Origin of the sequence: Piscinibacterium candidicorallinum, from assembly GCF_047549485.1 — a bacterium.
Classification (GTDB): domain Bacteria; phylum Pseudomonadota; class Gammaproteobacteria; order Burkholderiales; family Burkholderiaceae_C; genus Piscinibacterium; species Piscinibacterium candidicorallinum.
The window spans coordinates 3,121,410-3,145,945 of the sequence record NZ_CP180191.1; the positions used below are offsets into that span (position 1 = coordinate 3,121,410).

The 24,536-nt window shown below is 65.9% G+C and carries 21 protein-coding genes; 3 read left to right on the top strand and 18 right to left on the bottom strand.

The window, feature by feature from the left end:
- Positions 1 to 60: 60 nt before the first annotated feature.
- The 14 genes from ACMDW7_RS14110 to ACMDW7_RS14175 all read right to left on the bottom strand — a co-directional run bounded on the left by ACMDW7_RS14110 (position 61) and on the right by ACMDW7_RS14175 (position 14,810).
- Positions 61 to 2,316, bottom strand: a complete 2,256-nt coding sequence (locus ACMDW7_RS14110) for a xanthine dehydrogenase family protein molybdopterin-binding subunit (RefSeq protein ID WP_377303313.1) — start codon at positions 2,314 to 2,316, stop codon at positions 61 to 63.
- 10 nt (positions 2,317 to 2,326) lie between these two features.
- On the bottom strand, positions 2,327 to 2,785 hold the full coding sequence (locus ACMDW7_RS14115) for a (2Fe-2S)-binding protein (RefSeq protein WP_377303311.1): 459 nt from the start codon (positions 2,783 to 2,785) through the stop codon (positions 2,327 to 2,329).
- Between the two features lie 211 nt (positions 2,786 to 2,996).
- Positions 2,997 to 3,275 carry a hypothetical protein gene (locus ACMDW7_RS14120; RefSeq protein ID WP_377303309.1) on the bottom strand — a complete coding sequence of 93 codons (279 nt, stop codon included), beginning with the start codon at positions 3,273 to 3,275 and terminating at the stop codon, positions 2,997 to 2,999.
- Between the two features lie 228 nt (positions 3,276 to 3,503).
- The gene (locus ACMDW7_RS14125; RefSeq protein ID WP_377303307.1) at positions 3,504 to 4,697 is read right to left on the bottom strand and encodes a PQQ-dependent sugar dehydrogenase; all 1,194 of its coding nucleotides are present in this window, start codon (positions 4,695 to 4,697) and stop codon (positions 3,504 to 3,506) included.
- A 153-nt stretch (positions 4,698 to 4,850) separates the two neighbouring features.
- Positions 4,851 to 5,840, bottom strand: a complete 990-nt coding sequence (locus ACMDW7_RS14130) for an MDR family oxidoreductase (protein WP_377303305.1) — start codon at positions 5,838 to 5,840, stop codon at positions 4,851 to 4,853.
- A 16-nt stretch (positions 5,841 to 5,856) separates the two neighbouring features.
- Positions 5,857 to 6,561 carry a TetR/AcrR family transcriptional regulator gene (locus ACMDW7_RS14135; RefSeq protein ID WP_377303303.1) on the bottom strand — a complete coding sequence of 235 codons (705 nt, stop codon included), beginning with the start codon at positions 6,559 to 6,561 and terminating at the stop codon, positions 5,857 to 5,859.
- 2 nt (positions 6,562 to 6,563) lie between these two features.
- On the bottom strand, positions 6,564 to 7,001 hold the full coding sequence (locus ACMDW7_RS14140; protein ID WP_377303301.1) for a PaaI family thioesterase: 438 nt from the start codon (positions 6,999 to 7,001) through the stop codon (positions 6,564 to 6,566).
- A gap of 517 nt (positions 7,002 to 7,518) precedes the next feature.
- The gene (locus tag ACMDW7_RS14145; RefSeq protein WP_377303299.1) at positions 7,519 to 7,962 is read right to left on the bottom strand and encodes a hemerythrin domain-containing protein; all 444 of its coding nucleotides are present in this window, start codon (positions 7,960 to 7,962) and stop codon (positions 7,519 to 7,521) included.
- A gap of 230 nt (positions 7,963 to 8,192) precedes the next feature.
- Positions 8,193 to 8,936: a LytR/AlgR family response regulator transcription factor gene (locus ACMDW7_RS14150; RefSeq protein ID WP_377303297.1), complete on the bottom strand. Its 744-nt coding sequence runs from the start codon at positions 8,934 to 8,936 to the stop codon at positions 8,193 to 8,195.
- Positions 8,933 to 10,216: a sensor histidine kinase gene (locus ACMDW7_RS14155; RefSeq protein ID WP_377303295.1), complete on the bottom strand. Its 1,284-nt coding sequence runs from the start codon at positions 10,214 to 10,216 to the stop codon at positions 8,933 to 8,935. The genes ACMDW7_RS14150 and ACMDW7_RS14155 overlap by 4 nt, the downstream gene beginning before the upstream one ends.
- Before the next feature lie 122 nt (positions 10,217 to 10,338).
- The gene (locus tag ACMDW7_RS14160; protein ID WP_377303293.1) at positions 10,339 to 11,481 is read right to left on the bottom strand and encodes a M48 family metallopeptidase; all 1,143 of its coding nucleotides are present in this window, start codon (positions 11,479 to 11,481) and stop codon (positions 10,339 to 10,341) included.
- Between the two features lies 1 nt (position 11,482).
- Positions 11,483 to 12,715 carry a YjgN family protein gene (locus ACMDW7_RS14165; protein WP_377303291.1) on the bottom strand — a complete coding sequence of 411 codons (1,233 nt, stop codon included), beginning with the start codon at positions 12,713 to 12,715 and terminating at the stop codon, positions 11,483 to 11,485.
- Between the two features lie 30 nt (positions 12,716 to 12,745).
- Complete coding sequence (locus ACMDW7_RS14170) at positions 12,746 to 13,744, bottom strand: M48 family metallopeptidase (RefSeq protein ID WP_377303289.1); 999 nt, start codon at positions 13,742 to 13,744, stop codon at positions 12,746 to 12,748.
- Between the two features lie 7 nt (positions 13,745 to 13,751).
- Complete coding sequence (locus tag ACMDW7_RS14175; protein WP_377303287.1) at positions 13,752 to 14,810, bottom strand: YjgN family protein; 1,059 nt, start codon at positions 14,808 to 14,810, stop codon at positions 13,752 to 13,754.
- Positions 14,811 to 15,038: 228 nt separating this feature from the next.
- Between ACMDW7_RS14175 and ACMDW7_RS14180 the strand changes: the two genes are divergently transcribed.
- A complete protein-coding gene (locus ACMDW7_RS14180; protein WP_377303285.1) occupies positions 15,039 to 15,563 on the top strand; it encodes a thermonuclease family protein in 525 nt (174 codons plus the stop codon).
- Between the two features lie 448 nt (positions 15,564 to 16,011).
- Here the strand turns inward: ACMDW7_RS14180 and groL are convergent, their stop codons facing one another.
- Both groL and ACMDW7_RS14190 read right to left on the bottom strand, forming a co-directional pair.
- On the bottom strand, positions 16,012 to 17,652 hold the full coding sequence (gene groL / locus ACMDW7_RS14185) for a chaperonin GroEL (protein WP_377303283.1): 1,641 nt from the start codon (positions 17,650 to 17,652) through the stop codon (positions 16,012 to 16,014).
- Positions 17,653 to 17,700: 48 nt separating this feature from the next.
- On the bottom strand, positions 17,701 to 17,991 hold the full coding sequence (locus ACMDW7_RS14190; RefSeq protein ID WP_377303281.1) for a co-chaperone GroES: 291 nt from the start codon (positions 17,989 to 17,991) through the stop codon (positions 17,701 to 17,703).
- A 294-nt stretch (positions 17,992 to 18,285) separates the two neighbouring features.
- Between ACMDW7_RS14190 and ACMDW7_RS14195 the strand changes: the two genes are divergently transcribed.
- Positions 18,286 to 19,965: a D-alanyl-D-alanine carboxypeptidase/D-alanyl-D-alanine-endopeptidase gene (locus ACMDW7_RS14195; protein ID WP_377303279.1), complete on the top strand. Its 1,680-nt coding sequence runs from the start codon at positions 18,286 to 18,288 to the stop codon at positions 19,963 to 19,965.
- 899 nt (positions 19,966 to 20,864) lie between these two features.
- Positions 20,865 to 21,776, top strand: a complete 912-nt coding sequence (locus tag ACMDW7_RS14200) for a transglycosylase SLT domain-containing protein (RefSeq protein WP_377303277.1) — start codon at positions 20,865 to 20,867, stop codon at positions 21,774 to 21,776.
- Positions 21,777 to 21,986: 210 nt separating this feature from the next.
- Here the strand turns inward: ACMDW7_RS14200 and ACMDW7_RS14205 are convergent, their stop codons facing one another.
- Both ACMDW7_RS14205 and ACMDW7_RS14210 read right to left on the bottom strand, forming a co-directional pair.
- On the bottom strand, positions 21,987 to 23,162 hold the full coding sequence (locus ACMDW7_RS14205; protein ID WP_377303275.1) for a pyridoxal phosphate-dependent aminotransferase: 1,176 nt from the start codon (positions 23,160 to 23,162) through the stop codon (positions 21,987 to 21,989).
- A 704-nt stretch (positions 23,163 to 23,866) separates the two neighbouring features.
- Positions 23,867 to 24,466: a hypothetical protein gene (locus ACMDW7_RS14210; protein WP_377303273.1), complete on the bottom strand. Its 600-nt coding sequence runs from the start codon at positions 24,464 to 24,466 to the stop codon at positions 23,867 to 23,869.
- Between the last annotated feature and the right edge of the window lie 70 nt (positions 24,467 to 24,536).

Genomic DNA, 24,536 nt, shown 5'->3' on the forward strand with positions numbered 1-24,536 from the left:
CAATGTCCGACACGCCCGGCTGTAGCGGAATGCAGCCGGGCAGCGTCACACCCTGCAGACTTAGACGACCTTCTCCGGGAACGGCATGTTGCGCAGACGCTTGCCGGTGAGCCGGGCGATGGCGTTGGCAAACGCGGGCGCCAGCGGCGGCAGGCCGGGTTCGCCAATGCCGGTGGGCGGGTCGGCACTGGGCACGATCGCCACGTCCACCTCGGGCATGTCGGTCATGCGCGGCACGGCGTAGGCGCCAAAGTTGGTCTGCTCCACCATGCCGTCCTTGAGCGTGATCTGCTCGCCGGGCATGCAGGTGCCCAGGCCCATGAGCGCAGCGCCCTGGATCTGCGCCTCGATGCTGCGGGGGTTGATGGCCAGGTTGCAGTGCACGCCGGCCCAGACCTTGTGCAGCCGGGGCACGCCGTTGCTCACACTTGCCTCGACGATGAAGGCCACCGCGGTGTTGAAGCTCTCGTGCACCGCCACGCCCCAGGCGCGGCCGGCCGGCAGGGTGCGGGTGCCGTAGCCGCTCTTCTGCACAGCCAGGTCCAGCGCGGCATTGCAGCGCGCGCCCTTCTTGGCATCAAAGAGCTTCTTGCGGTAGGCCACCGGGTCCTGCTTGGTGGCCACGGCAATCTCGTCCAGCAGGGTCTCCATCACGTAGGCGGTGTGCGTGGAGCCGACGCTGCGCCACCAGAGCACCGGCACGTTCTGGCGCGGGTGATGCACGGCGAGCTTCATGGGCATGGTGTAGGGATCGCGCATGCCCTCGGTGATCGTGCCGTCGATGCCGTCCTTCATCAGGAACCCTTCGAAAGGCGAGCCCGCCACGATCGACTGACCCACGATCGTGTGGTCCCAGCCCAGGATGTTGCCCTGGGTATCGAAGCCGATGCTGGCCTTGTGCAGGTGCGAGGGCCGGTAGTAGCCGGCGGCCATGTCGTCCTCGCGCGTCCACATCACCTTCACTGGCGCGGGTGTGCCGCTCTTGAGCAGGCCCATGGCCACGGCCACGGCTTCCACGTGGTACTCCACCGTGGGCACGGCGCGGCGGCCAAAGCCCCCGCCGGACATCTGCACATTGATGCGCACCTGATCGGGCTTCAGGCCGGTCATCTTGGCAATGGTGCCGGCATCCACGCCGGGCATCTGGGAGGCGCTCCAGATCTCGCACTTCTCGGCGCTCAGGTCCACCACGCAGCTCATGGGCTCCATGGCAGCGTGCGCCAGATAAGGGAACCAGAACTCGGCGTCGATCTTGTTGGGCGCGCCGGCGATCTTGCTGGTGTCGTCGCGAAACTTGGAGAGGTTGCCGGGCTTGGCGGCGAGTTCGCGGTACTCGGCCATCTGGCGGGCACTGTCCACCTTGGCCACGTTGGCGAGGTCCCAGTTCACCTTCATGGCCTCGCGCGCCTGCCTGGCGTTCCAGTAGCTGTCGGCCACCACGGCCACGCCCTGCGCGCCCATGTCCAGCGGCACCGGGAAGATGGCCTTCACGCCGCGCATCTTGCTCGCGGCACCGGCATCAAAGCCCTTGAGCTTGGTGCTGAAGGTAGGCGGCTGGGCGATCACGGCCACGAGCATGCCCGGGCGCTTGACGTCGATCGTGTACTGCTGCGCGCCGCGGCTCTTGTTGCGCGCCGAAAGCAGGGTGGCGGGCTGGCCGATGAGCTTGAAGTTCTTCGGGTCCTTGAGCGTGACCTTGGCGGGCACCGGCTGCTTCATGGCGGCGGCAGCCAGGCTGCCGTAGGTGGCGCGGCGGTTGCCCGGGCCGATCACCACGCCCTTGTCGGTACTGCACTGCTCGGGCTTGACCTTCCACTGCTGCGCGGCAGCGGCTACCAGCATGGCGCGCACCCGGGCGCCGAGCTCGCGGTACTGCATGTAGCTGTTGGCAATGCTCTGCGAACCGCCGGTCAGGTGCATGCCGACCACCGGGTCCACATAGCGCGGATCGGCCGTGCCGAAGGCGCTCTTGACCTTGGACCAGTCGGCGTCCAGCTCCTCGGCCGCAATCAGCGGCAGGCCGGTCTCGATGCCTTGGCCCATGTCGAGGCGGTTGACGGTGACGGTGACCGTGCCGTCCGGCGCGATGCTGATGAAGCCTTGCGGGATCTGCGTAGGCTTGAGGCCCGGGCCGCCGGCCTGCGCCACGGCGGGCAGCGCCGCCTCGGCCAGCGGGGCAAAGGCCAGCGCAAATCCGCCCGCCCCCGCCGCGCCGGAGAACTTCAGAAAGTCGCGGCGGGATACGTTCGTAGGCGGCGTGCTGTCCGCCTCAACGAAGCGGGCAATCTGCTTGAGTGCCTGAAGATCGTGATGCATGTGCGGCTCCTCAGGCGATGGCCTTCGCAGCGTCCTTGATGGCCGCGCGAATGCGTTGATAGGTGCCGCAGCGGCAGATGTTGCCGGCCATGGCGGCGTCGATGTCGGCGTCGGTCGGGTTCTTCTTGCCCTTGAGCAGCGCAGTGGCACTCATGATCTGGCCGCTCTGGCAGTAGCCGCACTGCGCCACGTCATGCTTGACCCAGGCGTCCTGCACGGCCTTGCCCACGCGGTCACCGGCCATCGCTTCGATGGTGTTGATGCTCGCGCCTTCGGCCACCGAGACCGGCGTCACGCAGGAGCGGATGGCCGCGCCGTTCATGTGCACGGTGCAGGCACCGCAGGCCGCAATCCCGCAGCCGAACTTGGTGCCCGTGAGGTTCAGGCTGTCGCGCAGGGTCCAGAGAATGGGGGTGGACGGGTCCACCTGCACATTCACAGGCTTGCCGTTGAGGGTGAACTTCGCCATGGAAGGTCCTTTGCTGGAGGAGGTCAGGGAGCGGTCGGCCGGATCATCGTGTCGCTGCGGCGCGAGGAACGCCCGCGCCGCAGCACAGAGCCGGATCGCGACGATCAGTCCAGCTTAGCGAGAACTCAAGGCCATCGCACGCAGGCTGGCGGCGGGCGGACACGCTTTCTTACCGACCCGTCCCCAGCGGGATGCAATCGATCGAGCCCGTTCAGAGCAGGCCGGGGCGCCAGGCTTCGCAAGCGGCAACCGCGTAGATCGCCGGGCCGGCGGCGGGCGCCTCGGGCGTGCCGGGAAACTCGCTGGTTTCCTCGCAGGCGAGGCCCGCGTCATTGCCGGCACCCGGTGCCTCGGGCGGTACGGCCTGCGGTTTGGCCCGTGGGCCATGCAGTTCGGCCTGCGTGGCACGCACGGCCGGCGGTTCACGCAGGGCTTCGATCCAGGCCACGCCCGCCGTGACCAGAATCCACGCAAGGATCAGCGATCTCATCTCCGGCCTCCAGAAACATGCCGAAACGCGTCGCCTCTCCGTCCGTCCACCCTTGCGGCAGCCGGACTTCCTCTCTCGATATCTGCCTGTCCTGATTCCGGCCGGGCGATGCATGCCACCGCGGCTCGGAACACTGATAAAGATCTTTCTTACTGCGGCGGCCGGCGCGCGTCCAGTCTGGCGCGCCGGTTCCGGCAGGTGCGCACGCAGCGCTAAATCAGCGCCACATCAGCGCGGCAGAATCCGCAGCACGCGGCCGTTGTCGGCGTCGTCGGCCAGCACGTAGAGCAGGCCGTCCGGGCCTTGGCGCACGTCGCGTATGCGCTCATTGGCGTCCTTGAGGATCACTTCCTCGCTCACGATCTTGTTGCCGTTGAGCTGGATGCGCATCACCGCACGCTCGCGCAGCGCACCGACGAAAGCGCTGCCCTTCCACTGCGCGCCGTAGCGGTCGCTCGTCAGGAAGGCCAGGCCGGAGGGCGCAATCGACGTCGGCCCCCACATCTTCACCGGCTGCTCCATGCCCGCCTTCTCGGTGCCTTCGCCGATGCGCAGGCCGGTCACGTACTGGCGGCCGTAGGTGATGGTGGGCCAGCCGTAGTTCTTGCCGGCTTCGACAAGGTTGAGCTCGTCGCCGCCCTGCGGGCCGTGCTCGTGCGCCCAGAGCTTGCCGTCGGCCGGGTTGATGGCCGCGCCCTGGATGTTGCGGTGGCCGGCGCTGAAGATCTCTCCGGGCACGCCGGTGCGCGCCAGGAAGGGGTTGTCCTTGGGGATGCTGCCGTCCTTGTTCACGCGGATCATCTTGCCCGCGGTATCGGACATGTCCTGGCTGCGGTCCTGCGCACCACGGTCGCCGGTGCCCATGTAGAGCGTGCCGTCAGCCGCCTCGACGATGCGGCAGCCGAAGTGGTGCCGCGCGCTCGTCTTCTTGGCCATGCGCCAGATCACGCGCACGTTCTCCAGGCCACGGTTGTCTGCAGAGAGCTGCGCACGCGCCAGGGCCGTGCCCCAGATGTTGCTGGCGTCGCCCGTGCCCGGCTCGTTGAAGCAGAAGTAGATGGTGCGATTGCTGGCGAACTCCCTGTCCGTGATCACATCCAGCAAGCCACCCTGGCCGGCCGCGGTCACGGGTGGCAGGCCGGTGAGCGGCGCGGAGAGCTTGCCGTCGGGCTCAACAACGCGCATGCGGCCCGGCCGCTCGGTGACGATCATGCGGCCGCCGGGCAGAAAGGCCATGCCCCAGGGGTTGGACAGGCCGGCGGTCACCTGCTCGGTGCGCAGGCCTGTGGTGTTGGTGGGCGTCTGCGCCTGCGCGCTGGCTGCCAACGCCAGCAAGAGCGTGCTGGCGGCCACGGCCGAGGTGAACAGTTGGGGCAATGTGAAGGCGCGCTTCTGGGCGCGCGCGGTCAAGCGTTGGATCATGGAAGAGTGCCGCACAGGCTGGTGAACTTGGACAACACGCAGCGTAGAAAAGCCGCGCGCCCGCAACCAGCGCTTTGCCCTAGGACTTTCCTCTCCCGGTGAACCCGGATCCTACGCGCGCACCAGCACAGCGGCGCACGCAGGCATGCGCCATCAAGCGTTCACATCCACCACCACACGGCCGCGCACCTGCCCGGCCATGAGCTGGGCGGCCTGCGCGGGCGCCTGCGCCAGCGGCACGGTCTGCGTCATGGCGTCCAGCTTGGCCAGGTCCAGTTCGGCGGCCAGGCGCGCCCAAGCCCGCTCGCGCAGCGCGCGCGGGGCCATCACGGAATCCACCCCCTGCAGGCGCACGCCGCGCAGGATGAAAGGCGCCACGGAGGCCGGCAGCTCCATGCCCTGCGCTAGGCCGCAGGCCGCCACCGTGCCGCCGTATTTGGTCTGGGCGCAGGCATTGGCCAGGGTGTGGCTGCCCACGCTGTCGATCACGCCGGCCCAGCGCTCCTTCTGCAGGGGCTTGCCGGGCGCGCTCAGCGCGGCGCGGTCCATCACGTCGGCCGCACCCAGCTGCTTTAGGTAGTCCGCCTCGCTCGCCTTGCCGGTGGAGGCCACCACGCGGTAGCCCTGCTGCGCCAGCAACGCGGTGGCAACGCTGCCCACGCCGCCAGTGGCGCCCGTGACCAGGATCTCCCCTGCCTCGGGCTTCACGCTCGCGTCCTGCAGCGCCATCAGGCAGAGCATGGCGGTGTAGCCCGCGGTGCCAATCGCCATCGCGCGTTGTGCGCTGAGCGCCGCCGGCCGCGGCAGCAGCCAGTCGCCCTTCACGCGGGCCTGCTGGGCCAGACCGCCCCAATGCACCTCGCCCACGCCCCAGCCGTTGAGCAGCACGGCGTCGCCCGGCTTGTAGCGCGCATCGGCGCTCTCGATCACCTCGCCCGCAAGGTCGATGCCCGGCACCATCGGCCAACTGCGCACCACCGGCCCCTTGTTGGTGATGGCCAGCCCGTCCTTGTAATTGAGTGTGGAATAGGCCACGCGCACCCGCACCTCGCCCGCGGGCAGCTGGTCTTCGTTCAGGGTGGTGATGTCGGCGGCAAACTGGCCGGCGTCGTCCTTGGTGAGCAAAAGGGCCTGGAAGCTCATGAGGGGTGTTTCCTGTTCAGTTGGAGCGAGCGGAGGGCGGCAGTTCGCCCGGCGAGACCTCGGGCGCAGGAAGATTCAGGTAACGGAAGTAGCCGGCTTCAAACTCGTCCACCGGCTGGACGGACGCAGCCAGCTTGGCGCGCAGGACCGCGCCCTCCCAGCCCATCCAGAAAAAGCGCGCCGCGGCCTGCGGGTCCACATCATCGGCCAGCGCCTCGCACGCCTGCGCCTGTGCCAGCGCGTCGGCCAACGCGGCCTCCCAGCGCTCGAACACGCCGGCCAGCGCGGTGCGAAACACCGGGTTCACGCCGCCCAGTTCCTGGCCAAGGTTGCCGACGATGCAGCCGCGCGGGAACGCGTGCTTGATCAGGCCACGGCGGCCAGCGTCGATAAAGGTGGCGAGCTGCTCGGGCAAGCTGAGGGCGGTGTTGCCGAAGCTGCGCGCCAGGCGCTCGGCAAAGTAGGCCTCGTAGGCGGCCACTACCGCCAAGCCGAAGTCATCCTTGCTGCTGAAGTAGTGGTAGAAGCTGCCCTTGGGCACCTTCGCTTCCTTCAGCACACGCGCCAGACCGGTGGCGTCCCAGCCGGTCTCGGACAGCACCTCCAGCCCGATGCGGATCAGCCGCTCGCGCGTGGCACTGCGCTCGTTCGCGTCGCCCAGCGGCTTGCGCGGCCGGCCGCGCGGCCGGCGCGGGGCGTCGGTCGGCTCACTGGCGGCCATGCTCAGCCCTTGGGGTAGAGCACCATCTGCGTGCAGCGGAACAGCACGATCACCCTGCCATTGTGGGTAAGCGTGCTCTCCCAGACCTGCGTGGTGCGCCCCATGTGCACTGCCCGCCCCTCCGCCAGCACCACGCCTTCGCGAGCGGTGCCCAGGTGGTTGGTCTTCAGTTCGATGGTGGTGAAGCTGCTCGCCCCCTCGGGCAGCGACGCCATGCAGCCGTAGCCGCAGGAGGTGTCGGCCAGCGTGACCAGCGAACCCGCATGCAGAAAGCCGTTGGGTGCAAGCAGCGTGGGCGTGACCGGCATCGACAGGCGGCACAGGCCGCGTTCGATGTGCTCGACCCGAATGCCCAGGTGGCCGGGAAAGCAGGCATCGCCCACCGCCTGCCAATGGGCGATGTCGATGACAGACGGGGGCGTTGAGGGTTGCAGGGACATGGCTGAATTATTAGACCGATCGTCTATTTAAATCAACCACAGGCGCGGGGATGCCTCCGATAGCGATCGGACCAGTCCGAATACATCAACTCACGACCGAAAACAGTGTTTTTTCGTTAGAAAGAGAGCATGGATCCCGCCAAGAAGCTCATTGATCAAGCGAAATCCGGAAAGTGAGTCAAGTCAATTAACGTGGCCGATTTTGACCAATGACTGACTCGATGGACCGCAATACGCCCTGCATCTGGGCATCGCTTGCTAGGCTGCGGCACGCATAAGACCGCCACGATCCCGGGAACGACGCAGCGCCTGCGCAGGGTTGCGCTCGCGGCCAATCCAGGTTTCATCGGCTGCAGGCGGCCCGAACAGCTCACCCGCAAGATGGCATCGCATCTGGCGCTCGTGCCAGTGAGTCTCAGGCGGCTGATCCACGCGCTACGGCAGCGGACAGTGACCAGGACATGCTTCGGGCCAAGGCCCGACCTGCGGGCCGCAGCGCTCCGGACGCAGGGCAGCGTCACTCAACGCCGACTGGTACAGCCTGCGGCGTGAACTTCAGCTCCTGCATCGCATAGACGAGCGCGGCGTCCATCTGCTGGGCATGCATCGGGAACCACTCGGCCAGGCCGAGCACCAGCCGTTCCAGATAACCCTGGACCTCATCGGCGGGCTCATGCGCGATGCGCGCCAGCACATCGCGCGCGACTTCGAGCACCTGGCGATGCTGCGTGAAGTGGCAGTTGCCGTCCTCGAAACCCATCGCACGCATCCAGGTCTCTTCCATCCCGAAGTGCGACTCGCAATGCGTGATCAGGGCCTGCAGGGCAGAGGCCGGGGTCTGAGTCGCCTCGGGCGCCAGGCTGCGCTCAAGCGCGCCGAGCAGTTCGACGAACTCCTGATGGGTGCCGTCCAGATGCGGTTCGTTGAGCGCGAGCGCGTCGGACCAGGGCAAGGCGGACATGTCTGGGCTCCGGGGCAAAGCCCGAAGTATCGCCGTACGGCGCCACCCCCTGCCCCGGACCACGCCTGCCGGAGGCCCGCAAGACGGCGCGCAGGTATCATCGACCAGACCACGACCGATAACGAAATATTTCTATCCGAGAAAGGCATCAGAATCGACCGAAACGCTTACTGGAAGCGCGGAAAGCCGCCTAGAGCTTGGCTGAATCATTTCGGCCGATTTTGAACTGACTACATTCCGCGGAAGCGATAGTTGAAGGCCTGGCTCACGGCGATTTTGTCGTTGCGGCTCTTGAGTGACAGCGTGATCTTGCCTAGGTCATCCCGGTGGGCGCGTGCAATCTGGTCAGCGCGCACGATGGTGGAGCGGTGCACCTGCCACCAGAGGTCGGGGTCGAGCTCGTCGCTGAGCTCCTTGAGCGTCTTGCGGATATGCGCCTCGTCATTGGCGGTGACGACCTTGGTGTATTTGTCCTCGCTCTGGAAGTAGACGATCTCGTCGATGCCGAACATCTTGATCGTGTCGCCCACATTGGCGCTCACCCAGCGCAGGCGTTCGCTGCGCGGCTTCAGCGTCTGGGAGATCTGCGCGACCAGCTGAGTGAGGTCCGCAGGCGGCGTGGCAATGCGCTCCTTCAGGCGTGCAACCGCCTCGCGCATGCGGTCTTCGCTCACGGGCTTGAGCAGATAGTCCACGGCGCGGGCGTTGAAAGCCTCCACCGCGTATTCGTCGTAGGCCGTGCAGAAGACCACATGGGTCTGGCCACTGGCGGAACGGGCCACCTCGATGCCGGTGGCGCCGGGCATGCGGATGTCCAGAAACGCAGCCTGCGGCTTGCGCGCGGCCAGCAGGTCGAGCGCCTCCAGGCCGTTCTCGGCTTCCAGGATCGTGATGCCCTCCCAGAGGCCCTTGAGCGTGGCGATCAGGTCGCGCCGCACCAAGGCTTCGTCATCGGCGATCAGGATGGTGGTCATACGTCGCAGTCCTCCAGGACAAAGGGCAGTTCAATCGTTGCAGCAAAGCCGCCTTCGGGTGGGGCCTTCATGATCAGTCGCGCGCGGTCGCCGTACATGGTGGCCAGCTGGGTGCGGATGTTGCGCAGACCCAGACCGGTGCCCGGCTTCTTCATGCCGCTGGTCTGCGCAGCCTCGAAGCCGATGCCGTTGTCCAGCACGGTCAGGCGCAGCACATGGTCGTCGGCCTGGGCGTGCACTTCCACGTGTACCTCCACATGGCCGCCCTCGGGCTTGCCCTCGATGCCGTGCTTGATGGCGTTTTCCACCAGCGTGATCACCATCAGCGGCGGGAAGTCCGCGCGGCGCAGCTCCTGCGGCACATCCAGGTCGAAAGTCAGGCGCTTGTCCATGCGCACCTTCATCAGCTCCAGATAGGCGCGCACGCTGTCGATCTGCGCGCCCACGGTGGAGGAGTCATTGATGCCGTCGTCGCGCATCTTCGGAATGCTGGTGCGCAGATAGTCCGTGAGCCGGTCCAGCAAGGCCACGGCGCGCTCTGGGTCCTCGCGGATCAGGCCGCGCAGGCCGGCAAAGGTGTTGAACAGAAAATGCGGCTCCACCTGGGCCTGCAGCACACTTAGGCGCAGCTCCGCCTCGCGCCGCGCGTTCTGCGCCTCGGTCAGCACACGGCGCCGGTTGGCCGCGGCTACCTTCACGTTCTCGCGGAAGTAGCTGATGAGCGCGAAGCCGCCGCCGAGCAGGCTGAAGATCAGCAGCTTGCCGGCGCCATTGATGACATGCACGCCGATCTGCTCTGCCTTGGTGCGGTCCTTGAGCTTGAGCTTGGCTGCGGCCACTTCCGGCTGCTTGGCGAGTTCGCCCTCGACATAGCGCGTGGCGTAGAAGTCCGCCACGGCCGAGAGCGCGACACCGAAGACCACCGCTGCCACCACACCGATCGATTCGCGCCGCTGCGGCCAGCGCAGATAGCGCACGCCGGTCGCCATGGCCGGGCCGACAAAGAGCATGAACAGATAGGCAAACAACATGGCCGAAGCCGCATTGCCCGCACTCCCCCAGTCCTGCGTGGCTACGCCATGGCTGATCAGCAGCGCAGCCGCAAACAGCATAATTGGCACTGAGAACACAATGAACCGCCCCCGCATCCACTTCAAACTGAAGGTGGGATACAGGCGATAGCGAAACAGCCGCCCGAAGGTGGATACCACCACCTCCGCGGGCAGCGGGCGGTTCAGGGCGATGGGCTCGCCCGCGTCTTGAACTTGCGCGTGATCCATGGGGCTCAAGCGTAGCAACGTCAGGCGCTCGCCTGCAGAGCCTTCAGGGTGAACGCCCCCGCTGAGAAGACTAACTGCCGATTCAGAGCGATGAGCGACCTGCTCGTTGATGCCATGGGCGTTCAGTCATTCTGCGCAGGCCCTTGAGTCGGGTCGACTTGCGGCGCGATCGCCTGGCCAGGACGCAGCGCGCCGCTCGACGGCAAGACCCCACCAGCTGCCTCGAAGGCGTCGGCGCGCTCGGGGTGGGCCGGGTGACTGCTCAGGAAGACAGGCGGCGGCGCACCCGACTCATCGCGCAAGAGAACACGGAAGAATGCTCCCAAGACGGCGGGATTGATGGCGTTCTCCTGCATGACTGCAATGGCATACGCATCGGCTTCCCGCTCAGCCTCGCGCGAATGCCGCTGCTGCTCCAGGAAAGTGGCAGAGGTCGCTGCCACGGCGGAGAAGTCGCCTACATACACGCTGAAGAACAGGCCCACAGCCGCCGTGCGTGCGAGGTTTCTCAGTCCATGCCTGTGCGCCACGTGCCCGATCTCATGGCCGAGGACGCCCAACACTGCATCATCGTTGAATCGCTCCACTAAAGCGTCGGTCAGCACGATCGTGCCGCCAGGCAAGGCAAAGGCGTTGATCTCTCTGCCGGCATCGCGAAATAGCAGACTGGTCTTCCCTGCGGGCTGAGGCAGACCACCCGGCAGCCTCAGGGCCTCGAATCGTTCAGCGATCGCGGAACGACGCTCCTCCGGCAGCTTGCTGGGCTTGAGTAAGCGCTTATCGAGCTCCTCCATCACGGCTTTGTCGATCGACTCGGCATAGTGCTGCGGCATCCACTGTGCAAACTGGTCAGCCGCAGCAGGCAACACGTATCGATAGCTCAGAGCCAGAAACACCGCGAAGACGACTGCGAGCACCATGATGCTCGACGGAGATCCTGCCCAGCGCTCTACACGCCCGCGACGAGCGGGCAGCCGACCCACCAGATCGTCGATCGCTTGACCGGGCGCAATCTCGATGGACCCGGTACTGGCCGCACCACCATGACTCGGCAACTCAATCACCACGGGCGCATGGACAAAACGCTCGCGAAGACGCAGTGCCTTCAGGTCAAACGCCCACTGCCCGTCTCGCCCGATCACGAGGAGGCGGCCGCCCGCCACATGGAGCGTCACGGGTACGCCAGTCAACCGCTCACCTGCATCCGGGGCAAACATCAATGCGGCTACCCCCGGAGAAGGCGTGTTCACGTTGGAGCCTGTCATTTCAGAACCCCATGTCCGCGCCGAAGAACTCGGCAGACTCGCTGCCGCCTGTCGTACCCACTTGCTCAGCGGCAAGCGCGAATACGGCCTGCGCATCACCATGCCACCAGACGCTTTCTGCACGCATGCGGACGACCTGGATCCAGCCAAACGGTCGCCACAGCCCAAAGGTCAAAAGCAGCAGCACAAAGTTCTTGAGATACAGACGGATCAGTGCGTCGGCCTGAAGATCGCAGTTGAAGGTGTGTTCACCCAACGCGGTCCACTGCCAGTTGAGCTTCTGCAAGCGCGCGATCAGGTAAGGCGTGAATACGGTCCAGCCCAAAACGCCACCTAGAAAAATGCTGTATGGGCCAAGACTGATGCCCGTGAGGGACTTCAAGGGTTCGGTCACCACGGCCAAGGCAATAGCCAACACAATGGAAGCAGCGATAAGCACTAGCAAAGCCTTCAAGTACAGGCCGTAGTAAGCCTCCGTGGGAACGGTGTTGGCGAAGCGCAGACTGCCCCAGCGCGTGTGATTGGCCAGCCAGCGTCGATACCGCGCATGCGCCCAAGGCGCAAGCAGCCAGGGACCCAGCCACACCGCAACGAACACGCCTTCATGCGTGTTGATCCACTCATCAAACTTCGACCCGGCAACTGCGTAGAACACGATCGCAGGTCCGATGAAAATCAGCACGGCCGGAAGAATGACTTGGTAGGCCTCGGTCAGCGAGCCATCGAATGCAAAGCATTGCCCTCGGTGTCGGGTGCGCGCCGCACGAAACCGCAACCCCGACCATATGAGCCACGGGAGCAAGGTCGCCAACCCAGACAGGATCAGCAGCGCGACCCATGCAGGCAAATAGCCGTAGCCGAAATACGCGGCGATCAGCAGCGCAGCGACAACGCGGCCGCGCAGGATGGACCAAGGGTCGGCGAGGTACTGGAAGCCCGCCGCCACTGCGCTCTGCCCGCCAAGCAGCGTGTTGCGATAGACATACTCCACCCGCCGCACCTTCGCCCAGGCCGAGTAGATGCCCAGGGTCATGAAGGTCAGCGCGATGTTGGTGCACCAGATGCCGAAGTACTCGCGCCCGGTACCCACGAATCGGAAGCGCAGCATATCCAGCTGTGCACTGTCGGCCTCCGACAGATAGGCTGAGGCAGGCAGATCATCATGGTGCATGTCCGGCAGGACGCGTTGCCGGATGTTGCGCGTATCCGCGCTGCTGTCGATCAAGTTGTCCATGGGGGCAGACCGGCTGAAGTGCGATTCCGTTCAGCGCCGGAAGCGCTCAATGCGTTCCTCGGTGGGCGGGTGGCTGTTCAGGTACTCGGGCAGCGGGTCGTCGCCGCGCTTCTTGCGCAGGGCCTCGAACATGTCGGCCACCGCTGCGCGGCGCAGGCCGGAAGCATTCATGAAGTCGATCGCATACGTGTCAGCTTCGTACTCGGCCTCGCGCGAGTAGCCGGCGTGCAGCACCACGGTTGGCACGGTGGAGAGCACGGCGCTCACGTCGCCCCAGATCACGAAGGCCACCGCGCCCAAGGCGCTGGCCTGGATCAGGCTGCGCATCACGTGATCGTGGTGTAAATGCCCGAGTTCGTGCGCCAACACGCCCAAAACGGCGTCATCGTTGCCGGCAATCTTCACGAGCTCGTCAGTCATGACGATGATGCCGCCGGGCAGGGCAAAGGCATTGGGCCCGACCTTGCTCTTGCGGAACTCCAGCCGGTAGCTGGGCCGCCGGTCTTCAGGCAGGGCGGTCTGCACGGCACGCGCGAAGGCGGCGGACAGGCGCTCCTGGTGCTCGCGCGGGAGCTGGCTGGGTGCGAAGTAGCTGCTGTCGAGCTGCTGCATGACCTGCGTGCCCAGGGTTTGCTCAACCTCTGCGGGCACCAGCGGCGCGGCCAGACGCGCAAACGCGGGCAGGCCCCACAGATAGCCCGCGGTCAGCACGCCAACGGTCAGGACGAAGGCGGCGAGCGTCCGCGTCCAGCTCTGCTGCCAGCGCACTACGGCGCTGTCGCCATGGCCGGCAGCATCGAGCGCTGCGTCGAGCGCGGCGCGGTCCTCGGCCTCGATGCTCGCGCCATCGGCGAAGCTGATGCGACGCGGCCCGTGCCGTGTGCGCTCACCGATCTCGACCTCGGCCCAAGGCACCAGACGCTGCATCCCGTCGCCCAGGATCGACACCCCGGCCGGGCCGATGGAGACCTCCACGCTCACGCGCCGCGTGGATCGGCCGTCGAGATAGGCAGCAGCGATGCCGTGCATGGGTTGCCTACAGGCCGATGTCAAAGTCCATCAGATCGGCCATGCCCTCGCCCGTGGCGTTGGCCTGGCTCTGCGTGTCGGCGACGAAATCGTCCAGCGATCCATCCGGGAGCAGGGTCAGATGCTCGGCACGCAGACGCGCCCAGCGCACGGCGGCAAACGGGATGAACAGGCCGAGCGTGCAGACAATACCCAGTAGGTTGGTCACGCCCACAAAGGCGGCGCGACCCAGCGGCACACGCGCCTCGAAGGTGTGATCGCCCAGCGCGGTGTGGTTCCAGGTGGCATTGAAGAGCATCGCCTGCATGATGGGCCCGATGGCCATGAATGCGAGATAGAAACCCAGGATCAACAGGATGGGCAGGAAGGCCATCGCCGCGCCAGCCGGCTCACCACGCTTAGCGCCCGCAAAGATCGCGCCGAACACCACGGCGGTCACGATGCCGCCAATGATCAGGACCACGAAGGGCACCAAGTAGGCCTTGTAGAACTCCGTGGCACAGTTGCTGAACTTGAAGCCAGTGGCGCCGAAGCGGGCATTGTTGTGCTGCCACTTCTTGATCTGGTGGTGCGCAAACGGCAGCATCAGATAGAGCGTGACGACGGCGAGAATCGGCCAGAGCAGGAAGGTCTTGTAGGCCTGGCCCGCGCTGCTGCCGAAACCGAAGCGCACGCCGCGCCAGCTGGAGTTCCACGCGCGGAATTGCAGGCTCTTCCAAAGCAGCCAGGGCAGTACGGCGGCCATGCCGATCAGCGCGACGATCGCCAGCTCCGGGCTCCAGTGCAGCAGCACGTTGTAGAGAATGAACAGACCGAAGGCGATCACGCGTCCCTTCAGAATCGAAATCGGATTGCCGTGATACTCGAAGCTGGAGCCGGCGACCAGCGTGTTGTTGTAGAAGTATTTGGTGCGCCGCACCTTGGCCCAGGCCGAGTAGATGCCGATCGTGACGATGGTCAGCAGCAGGTTGACGATCCAGATGCGGAAGTACTCGCTGCCGCTGCCCGTGAACTCAAAGCGCTCCGGGCGCGGCGTGAACGCGGGCCCGGCTGCCGGCTGGACCATGGGCGCAGGCTCCGTGCGCGGCAGCATCGGTTCAGTGGGCGGAAAGGAAGAATCATTACCTTGCGACATCAGACCCCCCTACGGGCTGCTTCTTGTTGGATGACTGGATGGCTGCGCGCTGCGAGCCGCGGTGCAGCGTATCAAAGCAGCCGCCGCGCGACGCGCGAGGGCATGCTCAGTTTCGGTGATGCCGCCACAGCGCCACCGGGGCGGATTCCAGGGGCAACCGTGAAGCAGGTGCTTGCCGCGCTGACGCTGCTGTGTGTCGGGGCGGGGGCGCTGGCCGCAGACCCGCCGACCGAGGGTCCGCGCCTGAGCGGCCGCGTGATGAAGGTGCTGGATGGCGACACGTTCAGCTTTTCGAGCAGCGCGCGCGAGCGTTTCGTGGTGCGGTTCAACGCCATCGACACGCCCGAGCAGCTGCAGCGCGGCGGCGCCGAGGCCACCCGCGCCCTGCGCGAGCTGCTGCGCGCCAGGCCCGTGAGCGTGGTCTGCTACAAGCGTGACGAGCGCGAGCGCCGCATCTGCCGCGTGTTCAACGCCCGCGGCGACGTCGGCCTGCAGATGGTCGAAGCCGGTGCCGCCTGGCACTTCCGCCGTTTCGAGAGCGAGCAGACCCCGGCCGAACGCGCTGCCTACCGCGCCGCCGAAGACCGCGCCCGCACCGCCCGCCTCGGCCTCTGGGCCACGCCCAACCCCATGCCCCCCTGGGACTGCCGCGAGCGCCTGCGCAATATGCAGCGCTGCGAGTGAACTCACGCAGGGCGTTGCGCGTTCCCGCTTGCTGGATGCGGATTCGCAAGGCAAGTACCTGAAGACGCGCTGCTGGTGCGCATCTTCAGGCCCATACCTTGGAGAATGGCTTCAGACAAGCGGAAACAGGCGTAGGCCTTGCGCGGCGGGCCGCCGGATCGCCCGCCACAACCCAGGATTCGTCGCGCCCAAAGAAAAACCCCGCCGAAGCGGGGTTTGTTCTGTGCGGGCTGAGCGCAATCAACCCGGCTGAGGATTTGGGCCGCGAGGCAAGGCGCGAAGCCGCAGAAGCAGACAAGCCTCGCTTTCGCGAGGCTTGTCTGGGTGCTTCGACACTGTCGCATCGACGCGGCATGCGCCTGTTGGGCTAGGCGCGACGGCGAAGACAGTACACGGATGTACGGCAAGCCGTCGCAACGACGCCCAGCGGGCGCAGGCAAGGAGCAAATTACATGTCCATGCCCATGCCGCCCATACCACCCATGCCGCCGGGCGCAGCAGCCGGCTTGTCTTCCGGCAGCTCGCCGACCATGCAGTCGGTGGTCAGGATCAGGGAAGCAACAGACGCGGCGTTCTGCAGTGCCGTGCGGGTGACCTTGGTGGGATCCAGCACGCCTTGCTCAACGAGGTCACCGTACTGGCCGGTGGCGGCGTTGTAGCCAAAGTTGCCCTTGCCATCCAGCACCTTGGCCACGACTACGCTCGCTTCGTCGCCGGTGTTGGCGACGATGGTGCGCAGCGGGGACTCCATGGCGCGCAGCACGATCTGGATGCCGGCGTCCTGGTCGTCGTTGTCGCCCTTGAGGTCCTTGATGGCCTGCTTGGCACGCAGCAGTGCGACGCCGCCGCCGGGGACGATGCCCTCTTCCACTGCAGCGCGGGTGGCGTGCAGGGCGTCTTCAACGCGGGCCTTCTTTTCCTTCATTTCCACTTCGGTGGCAGCACCGACGCGGATCACGGCCACACCGCCGGCCAGCTTGGCGACGCGCTCCTGCAGCTTCTCGCGGTCGTAGTCGCTGGTGGCTTCCTCGATCTGCACGCGGATCTGCTTGACGCGGGCTTCGATGTTCTTGGCATCGCCGGCGCCGTCGATCAGGGTGGTGTTTTCCTTGGCGATCTCGGCGCGCTTCACGCGGCCCAGATCCTGCAGGGTGGTCTTTTCCAGCGTCATGCCGGTCTCTTCGGAGATCACCACGCCGCCGGTCAGGATGGCCATGTCTTCGAGCATGGCCTTGCGACGGTCACCAAAGCCCGGGGCCTTGACGGCGACGGTCTTCAGGATGCCGCGGATGTTGTTCACCACCAGGGTGGCCAGGGCTTCGCCTTCGACTTCCTCGGCCACGATCAGCAGGGGCTTGCCGGCCTTGGCGACTTGCTCCAGCACCGGCAGCAGGTCACGGATGTTGCTGATCTTCTTGTCGTAGAGCAGAACGAACGGGTCGTCCAGCACGGCGACCTGCTTGTCCGGGTTGTTGATGAAGTAGGGCGACAGGTAGCCGCGGTCGAACTGCATGCCTTCGACGACTTCGAGTTCGTCGGCCAGACTCTTGCCGTCTTCCACGGTGATCACGCCTTCCTTGCCCACCTTGTCCATGGCTTCGGCGATGCGGTCACCGATGGAAGCGTCGGAGTTGGCGGAAATGGCGCCGACCTGGGCGATTTCCTTGCTGGTGGTCGTGGGCTTGCTGAGCTTCTTGAGCTCGGCCACGGCGGCGATCACGGCCTTGTCGATGCCGCGCTTCAGGTCCATCGGGTTCATGCCCGCGGCCACGTACTTCATGCCTTCGATCACGATCGACTGGGCCAGCACGGTGGCGGTGGTGGTGCCGTCACCGGCGTTGTCGCTGGTCTTGGAAGCGACTTCCTTGACCATCTGGGCGCCCATGTTCTGGAACTTGTCCTTGAGCTCGATTTCCTTGGCCACGGACACACCGTCCTTGGTCACGGTGGGGGCGCCGAAGGAGCGCTCGAGCACCACGTTGCGGCCCTTGGGGCCCAGGGTGACTTTGACCGCGTTGGCCAGGATGTTGACGCCTTCAACCAGCTTGGCGCGACCAGCGTCGCCGAAGAGAACTTGTTTGGCTGCCATTTGGGTTACTCCAATTCAATAGATGTTCGGGAATTCGAGGCAGACGGATCAGGCGGCGATGACGGCCATGATGTCGTCTTCGCGCATGACGAGCAGCTCGTCACCGTCGACCTTGACGGACTGGCCGCTGTACTTGCCGAACAGCACGCGGTCACCGACCTTCACGCCCAGTTCGATGAGCTTGCCGGCGTCGTCACGCTTGCCCGGGCCGACGGCCAGAATCTCGCCCTGATCGGGCTTCTCGGCAGCGTTGTCGGGAATCACGATGCCGGAGGCGGTCTTGCGCTCGGAATCCACACGCTTGACGATCACGCGATCGTGAAGAGGACGCAGTTTCATCAAAAACTCCTCGAAAAATCAAAGGTTTATGTTTGTCTGGACCCAAGGCGAAACGCCGGTCGGGTCCGGGGAAGGGGCGTTGAGGCGGTCGGACCGGAGCCCGACGCGGATGCTGCACCTGCTGTGTGACAGCATCGTTAGCACTCACCGCCAGCGAGTGCTAATTATAGGGTGATGACGAGTCATTTCAAGGCGAGCCGGATTCCGGGCTTTTCCGGAGGGCCGCGGCGCCTGGGTCGTGCGGACGCGCAGCACGCCGTTCGCGGGTCGCGGCTTCGCTGGTACAACCCCGCCATGATTGCCGGAACCACAACACCCCTGCCCCGCCGCTTTGCCTCGCCGCACTTTTCCAAGACGGCCGGTGCCCGCCTGCTGGCCGCTGTGGCCGCATGGTCCTTCTATATAGAGGGCACCGCGCAGACCACGCCCGCCGAGCCACGCCCCCAACCGCCTGCCCAAGCGCAACCGACCGCCGCGCTGCCCGCGCCGACCAATACATCGAACCCCGCACAGATTCCGGCGATCAGCCAGCCCGCGCCGGTGGCGATGGTCATGGCGCCCCAGCCGCCCGTAGGTGAATGGATAGCCGCCGCCAGGCTCGGGCCGGCACAGGCCTCCTTCTTTGTGCAGGAAGTGGGCACAGGCTTACCTTGGGTGGATATCAACGCCCGCGATGCGCAGAACCCGGCATCGCTCATGAAGCTGCTCACCACCTATGCGGCGCTGGAGTCGCTCGGGCCGGCGGCCACCTTCCGCACCACGGTCTGGGCCACCGGCCAACGCTCGGGTGGCGGAGAGGGTGGCCGGCTGGTGGGCAACCTCCATATCAGAGGCGGCGGCGACCCGGCGCTCACGATCGAGGACTTCTGGAGCCTGCTGCGCCAAGTGCGCCTGCAGGGCATCCGCGAGATCCGCGGCGACATCGTGCTGGATCGCAGCCTGTACAACCTGCCCGATGCTGACCCCAACGCCTTCGACGGCGAGGGCCTGCGCGCCTACAACGTCGGGCCGGACGCGCTGCTGATCGGCTTCAAGTCCGTGCGCTTTGCCTTCGCGCTGGACGAGACCCAGAAGCAGTGGGTGGTGACTGCCGACCCCAAGCCGCCGCGCATGCGGATCGACGCCAACGTGGCGGCGACTCCCGGCCCCTGCGGAGAGTGGCGCAGCCAGCTGACCATGAACTTTGAGCCGGACCTGAACCCACCACGCGCGAGCTTCGGCGGCAAGATCCCCTCGGCCTGCGCCAACGCCGATCTGTATAGAGCGCTGTTTTTGCCCGATCGGTACTTGGCCACCGTGGTGCGCCAGATCTGGGAAGACTCCGGTGGCATTCTGACGGGTGGGGTGAAAGCAGGCGAGGTCCCGGCAGACGCGCGCTTCCTGGCCGAGCGCGCCAGCCGCCCGGTGGCCGAGCTGATACGCGACATCAACAAGCGCAGCAACAACGTCATGGCGCGGATGCTGATGCTCAACCTCGCCGCCTATGCACCCAAGCCGCCGGGGGCCGCGGCGGACACACCCACCGGCGCGCCGGCGCCCAAACCGCAACAGGCAGTGGGCCTGGCCGACGCGCGCATGGCGCTCACCTCCGCGCTCGCTGCCCGCGGACTGAGCTTTCCGGAGCTGGTGGTGGACAACGGCTCCGGCCTGTCGCGCCAGGAGCGGATCAGTGCCGCCAATCTGGGCCGGGTGCTGCTGGCGGCCTGGAGCTCGCCCAGCATGCCGGAGTACATGAGCTCCCTGCCGCTGGTCGGCGTGGACGGCACCATGCGCCGGCGCCTGCAGGGTTCGGCGGTGACCGGCTTTGCCCACATCAAGACCGGCACCCTGCGGGATTCCCGCGGGATCGCGGGCTACGTGGTCGGATCAAGCGGACGCCGCTACGCGGTGGTGTCCATCATCAATGGCGAGGGCGCCGCCACCGCGCAAAGCGTGCATGACCAGTTCCTGGCCTGGGTGCGGGATCGCGGCTGAATCCATGTGAGCGTGCGCACACATCGACGAAAACTATTTCAAATCAATAGCTTGCGTGCTTCAATGTGGCTGGTGCGTGCACTGACTAACACGATGCGGCCGGCAACGAACCGGCGGGTCCCAAGCCTGTACCGGCCAGAATTGCAATGCAAACAATGCACTTCGCATGTCCCTCATTTGGGTTGAGCCTAGAGCTACTGGTCAGTAAGTCCGGTTTGACCGCCCCAAAAAAGCCTCTCTACAATCGCTCTCGCGTATCGGGGAACGCCGCGACCTTACCGGGTTGCGAAGCCTGAACCGCCCAGCCGGGCACCCAGGCACCAAGCGGACAAGCAGCATTGAGTCAGCTGCGCGTGCCCTTCTGTCAACGAGCCAAGCCGAATCCGGCGCAGGTTCGGACGTGAAAAGGCCAGCTGCAAGGTTGAGCGTCACAACGTGGAGCGGGGTGCTCCACACCACCGAAGCGTCTGGAGGCGCCGGGTCGGACCCACAGCGGGTACCGGGCTGAGCGTCGCACCCCTGTCAATTGAGCCGCAGCTTGCGCGCTGGCCGCCTTCCCCTTGGAACGCCGCCCGCCCGGAGCGCGGACCCGCCGCAACCCCGCCAGGGCAACCGCCCGCGGAACGGCGTCGATGGATCGTGTTTTTGCAGTGGCCTGCAGGTCAGGTGCCCGCTCGGGTGTCTGTCGGCGTGCGTTTTGTCGCGCCGCAGCATTGGCCGCCGACGTCATGCGATGCGCTCAACACCGGGCGCCCGTGGCCGGCGCCGCCCCGTCCGCGCAGACCCTCTGCAGGTTGACGTGGGCCGGTGCGAGAGCGCCAGGTGATCCGACCGATCAGTGCATCGGCGATACCTGGCCAGCATCCGCCCGAAGAACAACGAACAGTAAAGAGCAGAGAATGAACACCACCTTCCAGAACACCCTGGGACTGGCCCGATGTCGCCAGTGGCTTGCCGGTCTGGCCGTCGATGGTCATGCCCGCCTGGCCCGCTTTGGCCACTGGATGCTGACGGCCAGCCTGGCCGCCGCGCTTTTGGCCACCCTGGCCTGGCGCATGGAACCGAACCCGATCTCCACCCCGCAGCCCGGCGAGACCCTGGGCAATGAAGGCGAGATCATTTCCGGTGGCGCCCATCTACCGGCCGATGGCACAGGCAAGGCCCGCGCCGTGCCGGTGAGCACGCAGTACGTGATCGGCCCGATCGAGGCCGAGCGCCTGACGAACTACCTCTCGCGCCGCTTCCGTGTGGCGGACTCCGCCCTGGCGGCGCTGATCGTCGGCGCCAACAAGGCCGCACAGGAATATCGCGTGGACCCGCTGCTGATCATGGCCGTGATGTCGGTGGAGTCCAGCTTCAACCCCTTTGCCGAAAGCTCCATGGGCGCCCAAGGGCTGATGCAGGTGATGACCCGCGTGCATGAAGACCGCTTCGAGCGCTTCGGCGGCCCCGAGCAGGCCCTGCACCCGATCGCCAATATCCATGTCGGCACCCAGATCCTGGCGGAATACATCCGCCGCGGCGGCTCCGTGGAAGACGGACTGAAGATGTATGTGGGCGCGACTGGCCCCACCGACGGCGGCTACGGCGCCCGTGTGCTGGCCGAGCGTGCTCGTCTGGCGGCCGCCGCCCAGGGTCGCTTCGACTTCAGCCCAGTGAGCGCCCCGGCACCCAGCCCCGCGCCGAGTAAGCCCACGGAGGTGGAGGCCAAGGCCATGCCGATCCCGGAAGGCCACGTGTTCGACACGCCGGCCACGCCCGCCGCCAAGCCAACCGAAAAGGCCGCCAAGGAGCAAGTCGCCACACTCTGACGCTGCGCGGCCTGGTGCAGCGCCTCTGGCCTGCACGCAAGACAAACGGCACCCCACGGGGTGCCGTTTTTCGTTCAATGCATTTGATCAAGGGTGCATGCCGCTTTCCGCATAGGGCAAGCGGATCTTGGCGGGATCGCCGCTGCGATCGGTGTGAAGTTCGAGAACTCGTGCAATCGAGTTGAACGAACTATGACGCTGCGTGGCCGGCTATCCGAGCACCTTCGCCATGCGCGCAACCGCCTCCTGAATGCGCGGCAAGGCCGTGGCGTAGCTCAGGCGCACGTAGCGGCCTGGGTCGGCAAAGCCGAAGTCCCGCCCGGGCACGATGCAGACCTTGGCGTCATTCAGGACGCGGTAGGCAAAGGCCTCGCTGTCCGCGGCAAAGCGTGAGCAGTCCGCGTACACATAGAAGGCACCGTCAGGCATGACTGGCACGGACAGCCTGAGGCCACTGAGCGCGGGCACGAGCCAGTCGCGCCTCTCGCGGAAGGCTTGGCGACGTTGCTCGTAGATGGCGATGGATTCGGGCAAGAAGCAGGCCAAAGCCGCATGTTGCGCCAGGGCGCTGGGGCAGATGTAGAGGTTCTGACCGAGCTTCTCGACTGCAGCCACCATACCCGGCGGAACAACCATCCAGCCCAGGCGCCAACCGGTCATGCAGAAGTACTTGGAGAAGCTGTTGATCACGATGAGATCGTCGCCCAAGCTCAGCGCTGAGCGTGGTTCGTGGTCATAGACGAGACCGGCGTAGATCTCATCCACAAGCAAAAATCCCCCTCTTCTGCGCACTTCTGCATGGATCTTCGCCAATTCGGTCGGATCGATCGAGGTGCCAGTGGGGTTGGCCGGACTGGCGATCATGACGCCGCGTGTCTTTGGGGTCCAACGCGCGGCCACGTCTGCCGCGGTGAGCTGGAAGGCTTGTTCCGGGCCACAGGGCTGCAGAACCGGCGTCGCGCCGAACGCGGAGACAAAGTGGCGGTTGCAGGGGTAGGTCGGGTCGGGCAGCAGCACCTCGTCGCCCGGGCCGACGAGCGCGGCCAGCGCGAGCAGCATGGCGCCCGATGCGCCGGCGGTGATGACGATACGCGCCGGATCCACGCTCACCCCATGCGCGGCATAGTGCGCCGCGATCGCCTCGCGCAGCGGCGTGATGCCCAGCGCCGGCGTGTAGGCCGTCTGCCCGGCCTGCACCGCGGCCACCAACGCGGCCTGCACCGCGGGCGGCGCGGTGAAGTCCGGCTCGCCGATGCTCATGTGGATCACATCCTCGCCCTGCGCCTGCAGGGCCGCGGCGGCCTTGACGATCTCCATTACATGAAAGGGCTCGATGGCGTCATTGCGCGCGGCCAGGGCAAAGGGCAAGTCGGTGCGAGAGTTCATCGAGAGGCTGGTTTCAAGGGTAGCTTCAAACAGAGTTCGGTCAGGCATGGGCGGCGCGTGATGCGCGGGCGAAACCGTTCGCGCCGCCACTTCATGAGGGCTTGAACGATAGGCGCTGTGCGCGCCGCGCCCACCATCCCGTTTTGCCAAGCCAGCGGCTGCGGGCTACATGCAACGCACTCGGCGAATGGACGCGGACAAAGAAAAAGCCGGTGGGCGCTGCCACCGGCTTGTCCTTGCGATGCGGGCCTCGCCACGCATCTGCATAAAAAGCAGCTTGCCGTCCGAACGCGCCGTGACCGGTCGAGGAGGGAGGAGGAGAGGCACCAGAAACAATGCCCGCTCGGACTGGTTTGGCAAGCTGCTAAAACCAGTCTCCAGACTAGGCGATGAGATTGGACAAGTCAAGAAATTGTCCAAGACAAGCTGAGCAAAAAGCGGCGGATCTCTTGGACAATTCGCAAGACCGGTCAAAGATCGTTGCGATATCTTGACTCGACGCTTGCCGCTGATGGCGCAGCAGCCTGCTTTGTCGCTCTACTCCCGGCTACTTCACTCTAAACCGCGGCGGCACGACTGGTCAGAACCGCATAGCGCCGACGGGACCAGCGCTCCACAGAGTTAACCATTGTCAGCGCCGCCTGTCGATTTGACATCGATTTCGGCGTCAACCGAAACAACAACACAACCCGACGGCGTGCTGATCAGTGCTTGTGACCGTGGTCGTGGTCGTGCGAATGGCCGTGGTGATCATGGTCGTGACCGTGATCGTGGCCATGGTCGTGCCCGTGGTCGTGCGAATGCCCGTGACCATGCTCATGGCCGTGCTCATGGCCGTGCGCGTGGTCATGGGCGTGGCTGCGCATCGGCGCACGAAGCGCCGGCGGGTCCAGGCGGCCACGCTGCGGCATCACGCTGTAGCCCTGGGCGGTGAGCCAGCGCTCCAGATCCTCGATCGGTTCGAGCAGCAGCGTTGCGCCATCAATCGCACAGGCAAAGCCGCTTTTGCCGATGGCAAAGGCCAACTGCGCCATCTTGGCGGCATCTGTCTCGGTGACGGCCAGCACGACCTGTTCTGCGCCCGTGGTGCGCACCATCATGCCCTGCGCATCCACTAGCACATCGCCCACGGCGAGGTGCGTGTGATGCGGCAGCGCGAGTTCGGCCTGGCTGCCGTCGGACAGGGTGATGGCGCCCATGCCGTCTGCGAGCTGGCTGTGCACGATCTCGAAGGACGGCGCGCGCTTGAGCAGCGCAGGGGCAAGGCGATTGGCGCTATCGAGCTTCTTGATCAGCTTTCGCATGGCAGCAGGTCCGGTGAATGCGGGAAAGCGGCGATGTTAGAGGCGCTTGCGCCACCACCCCACTCTCGCC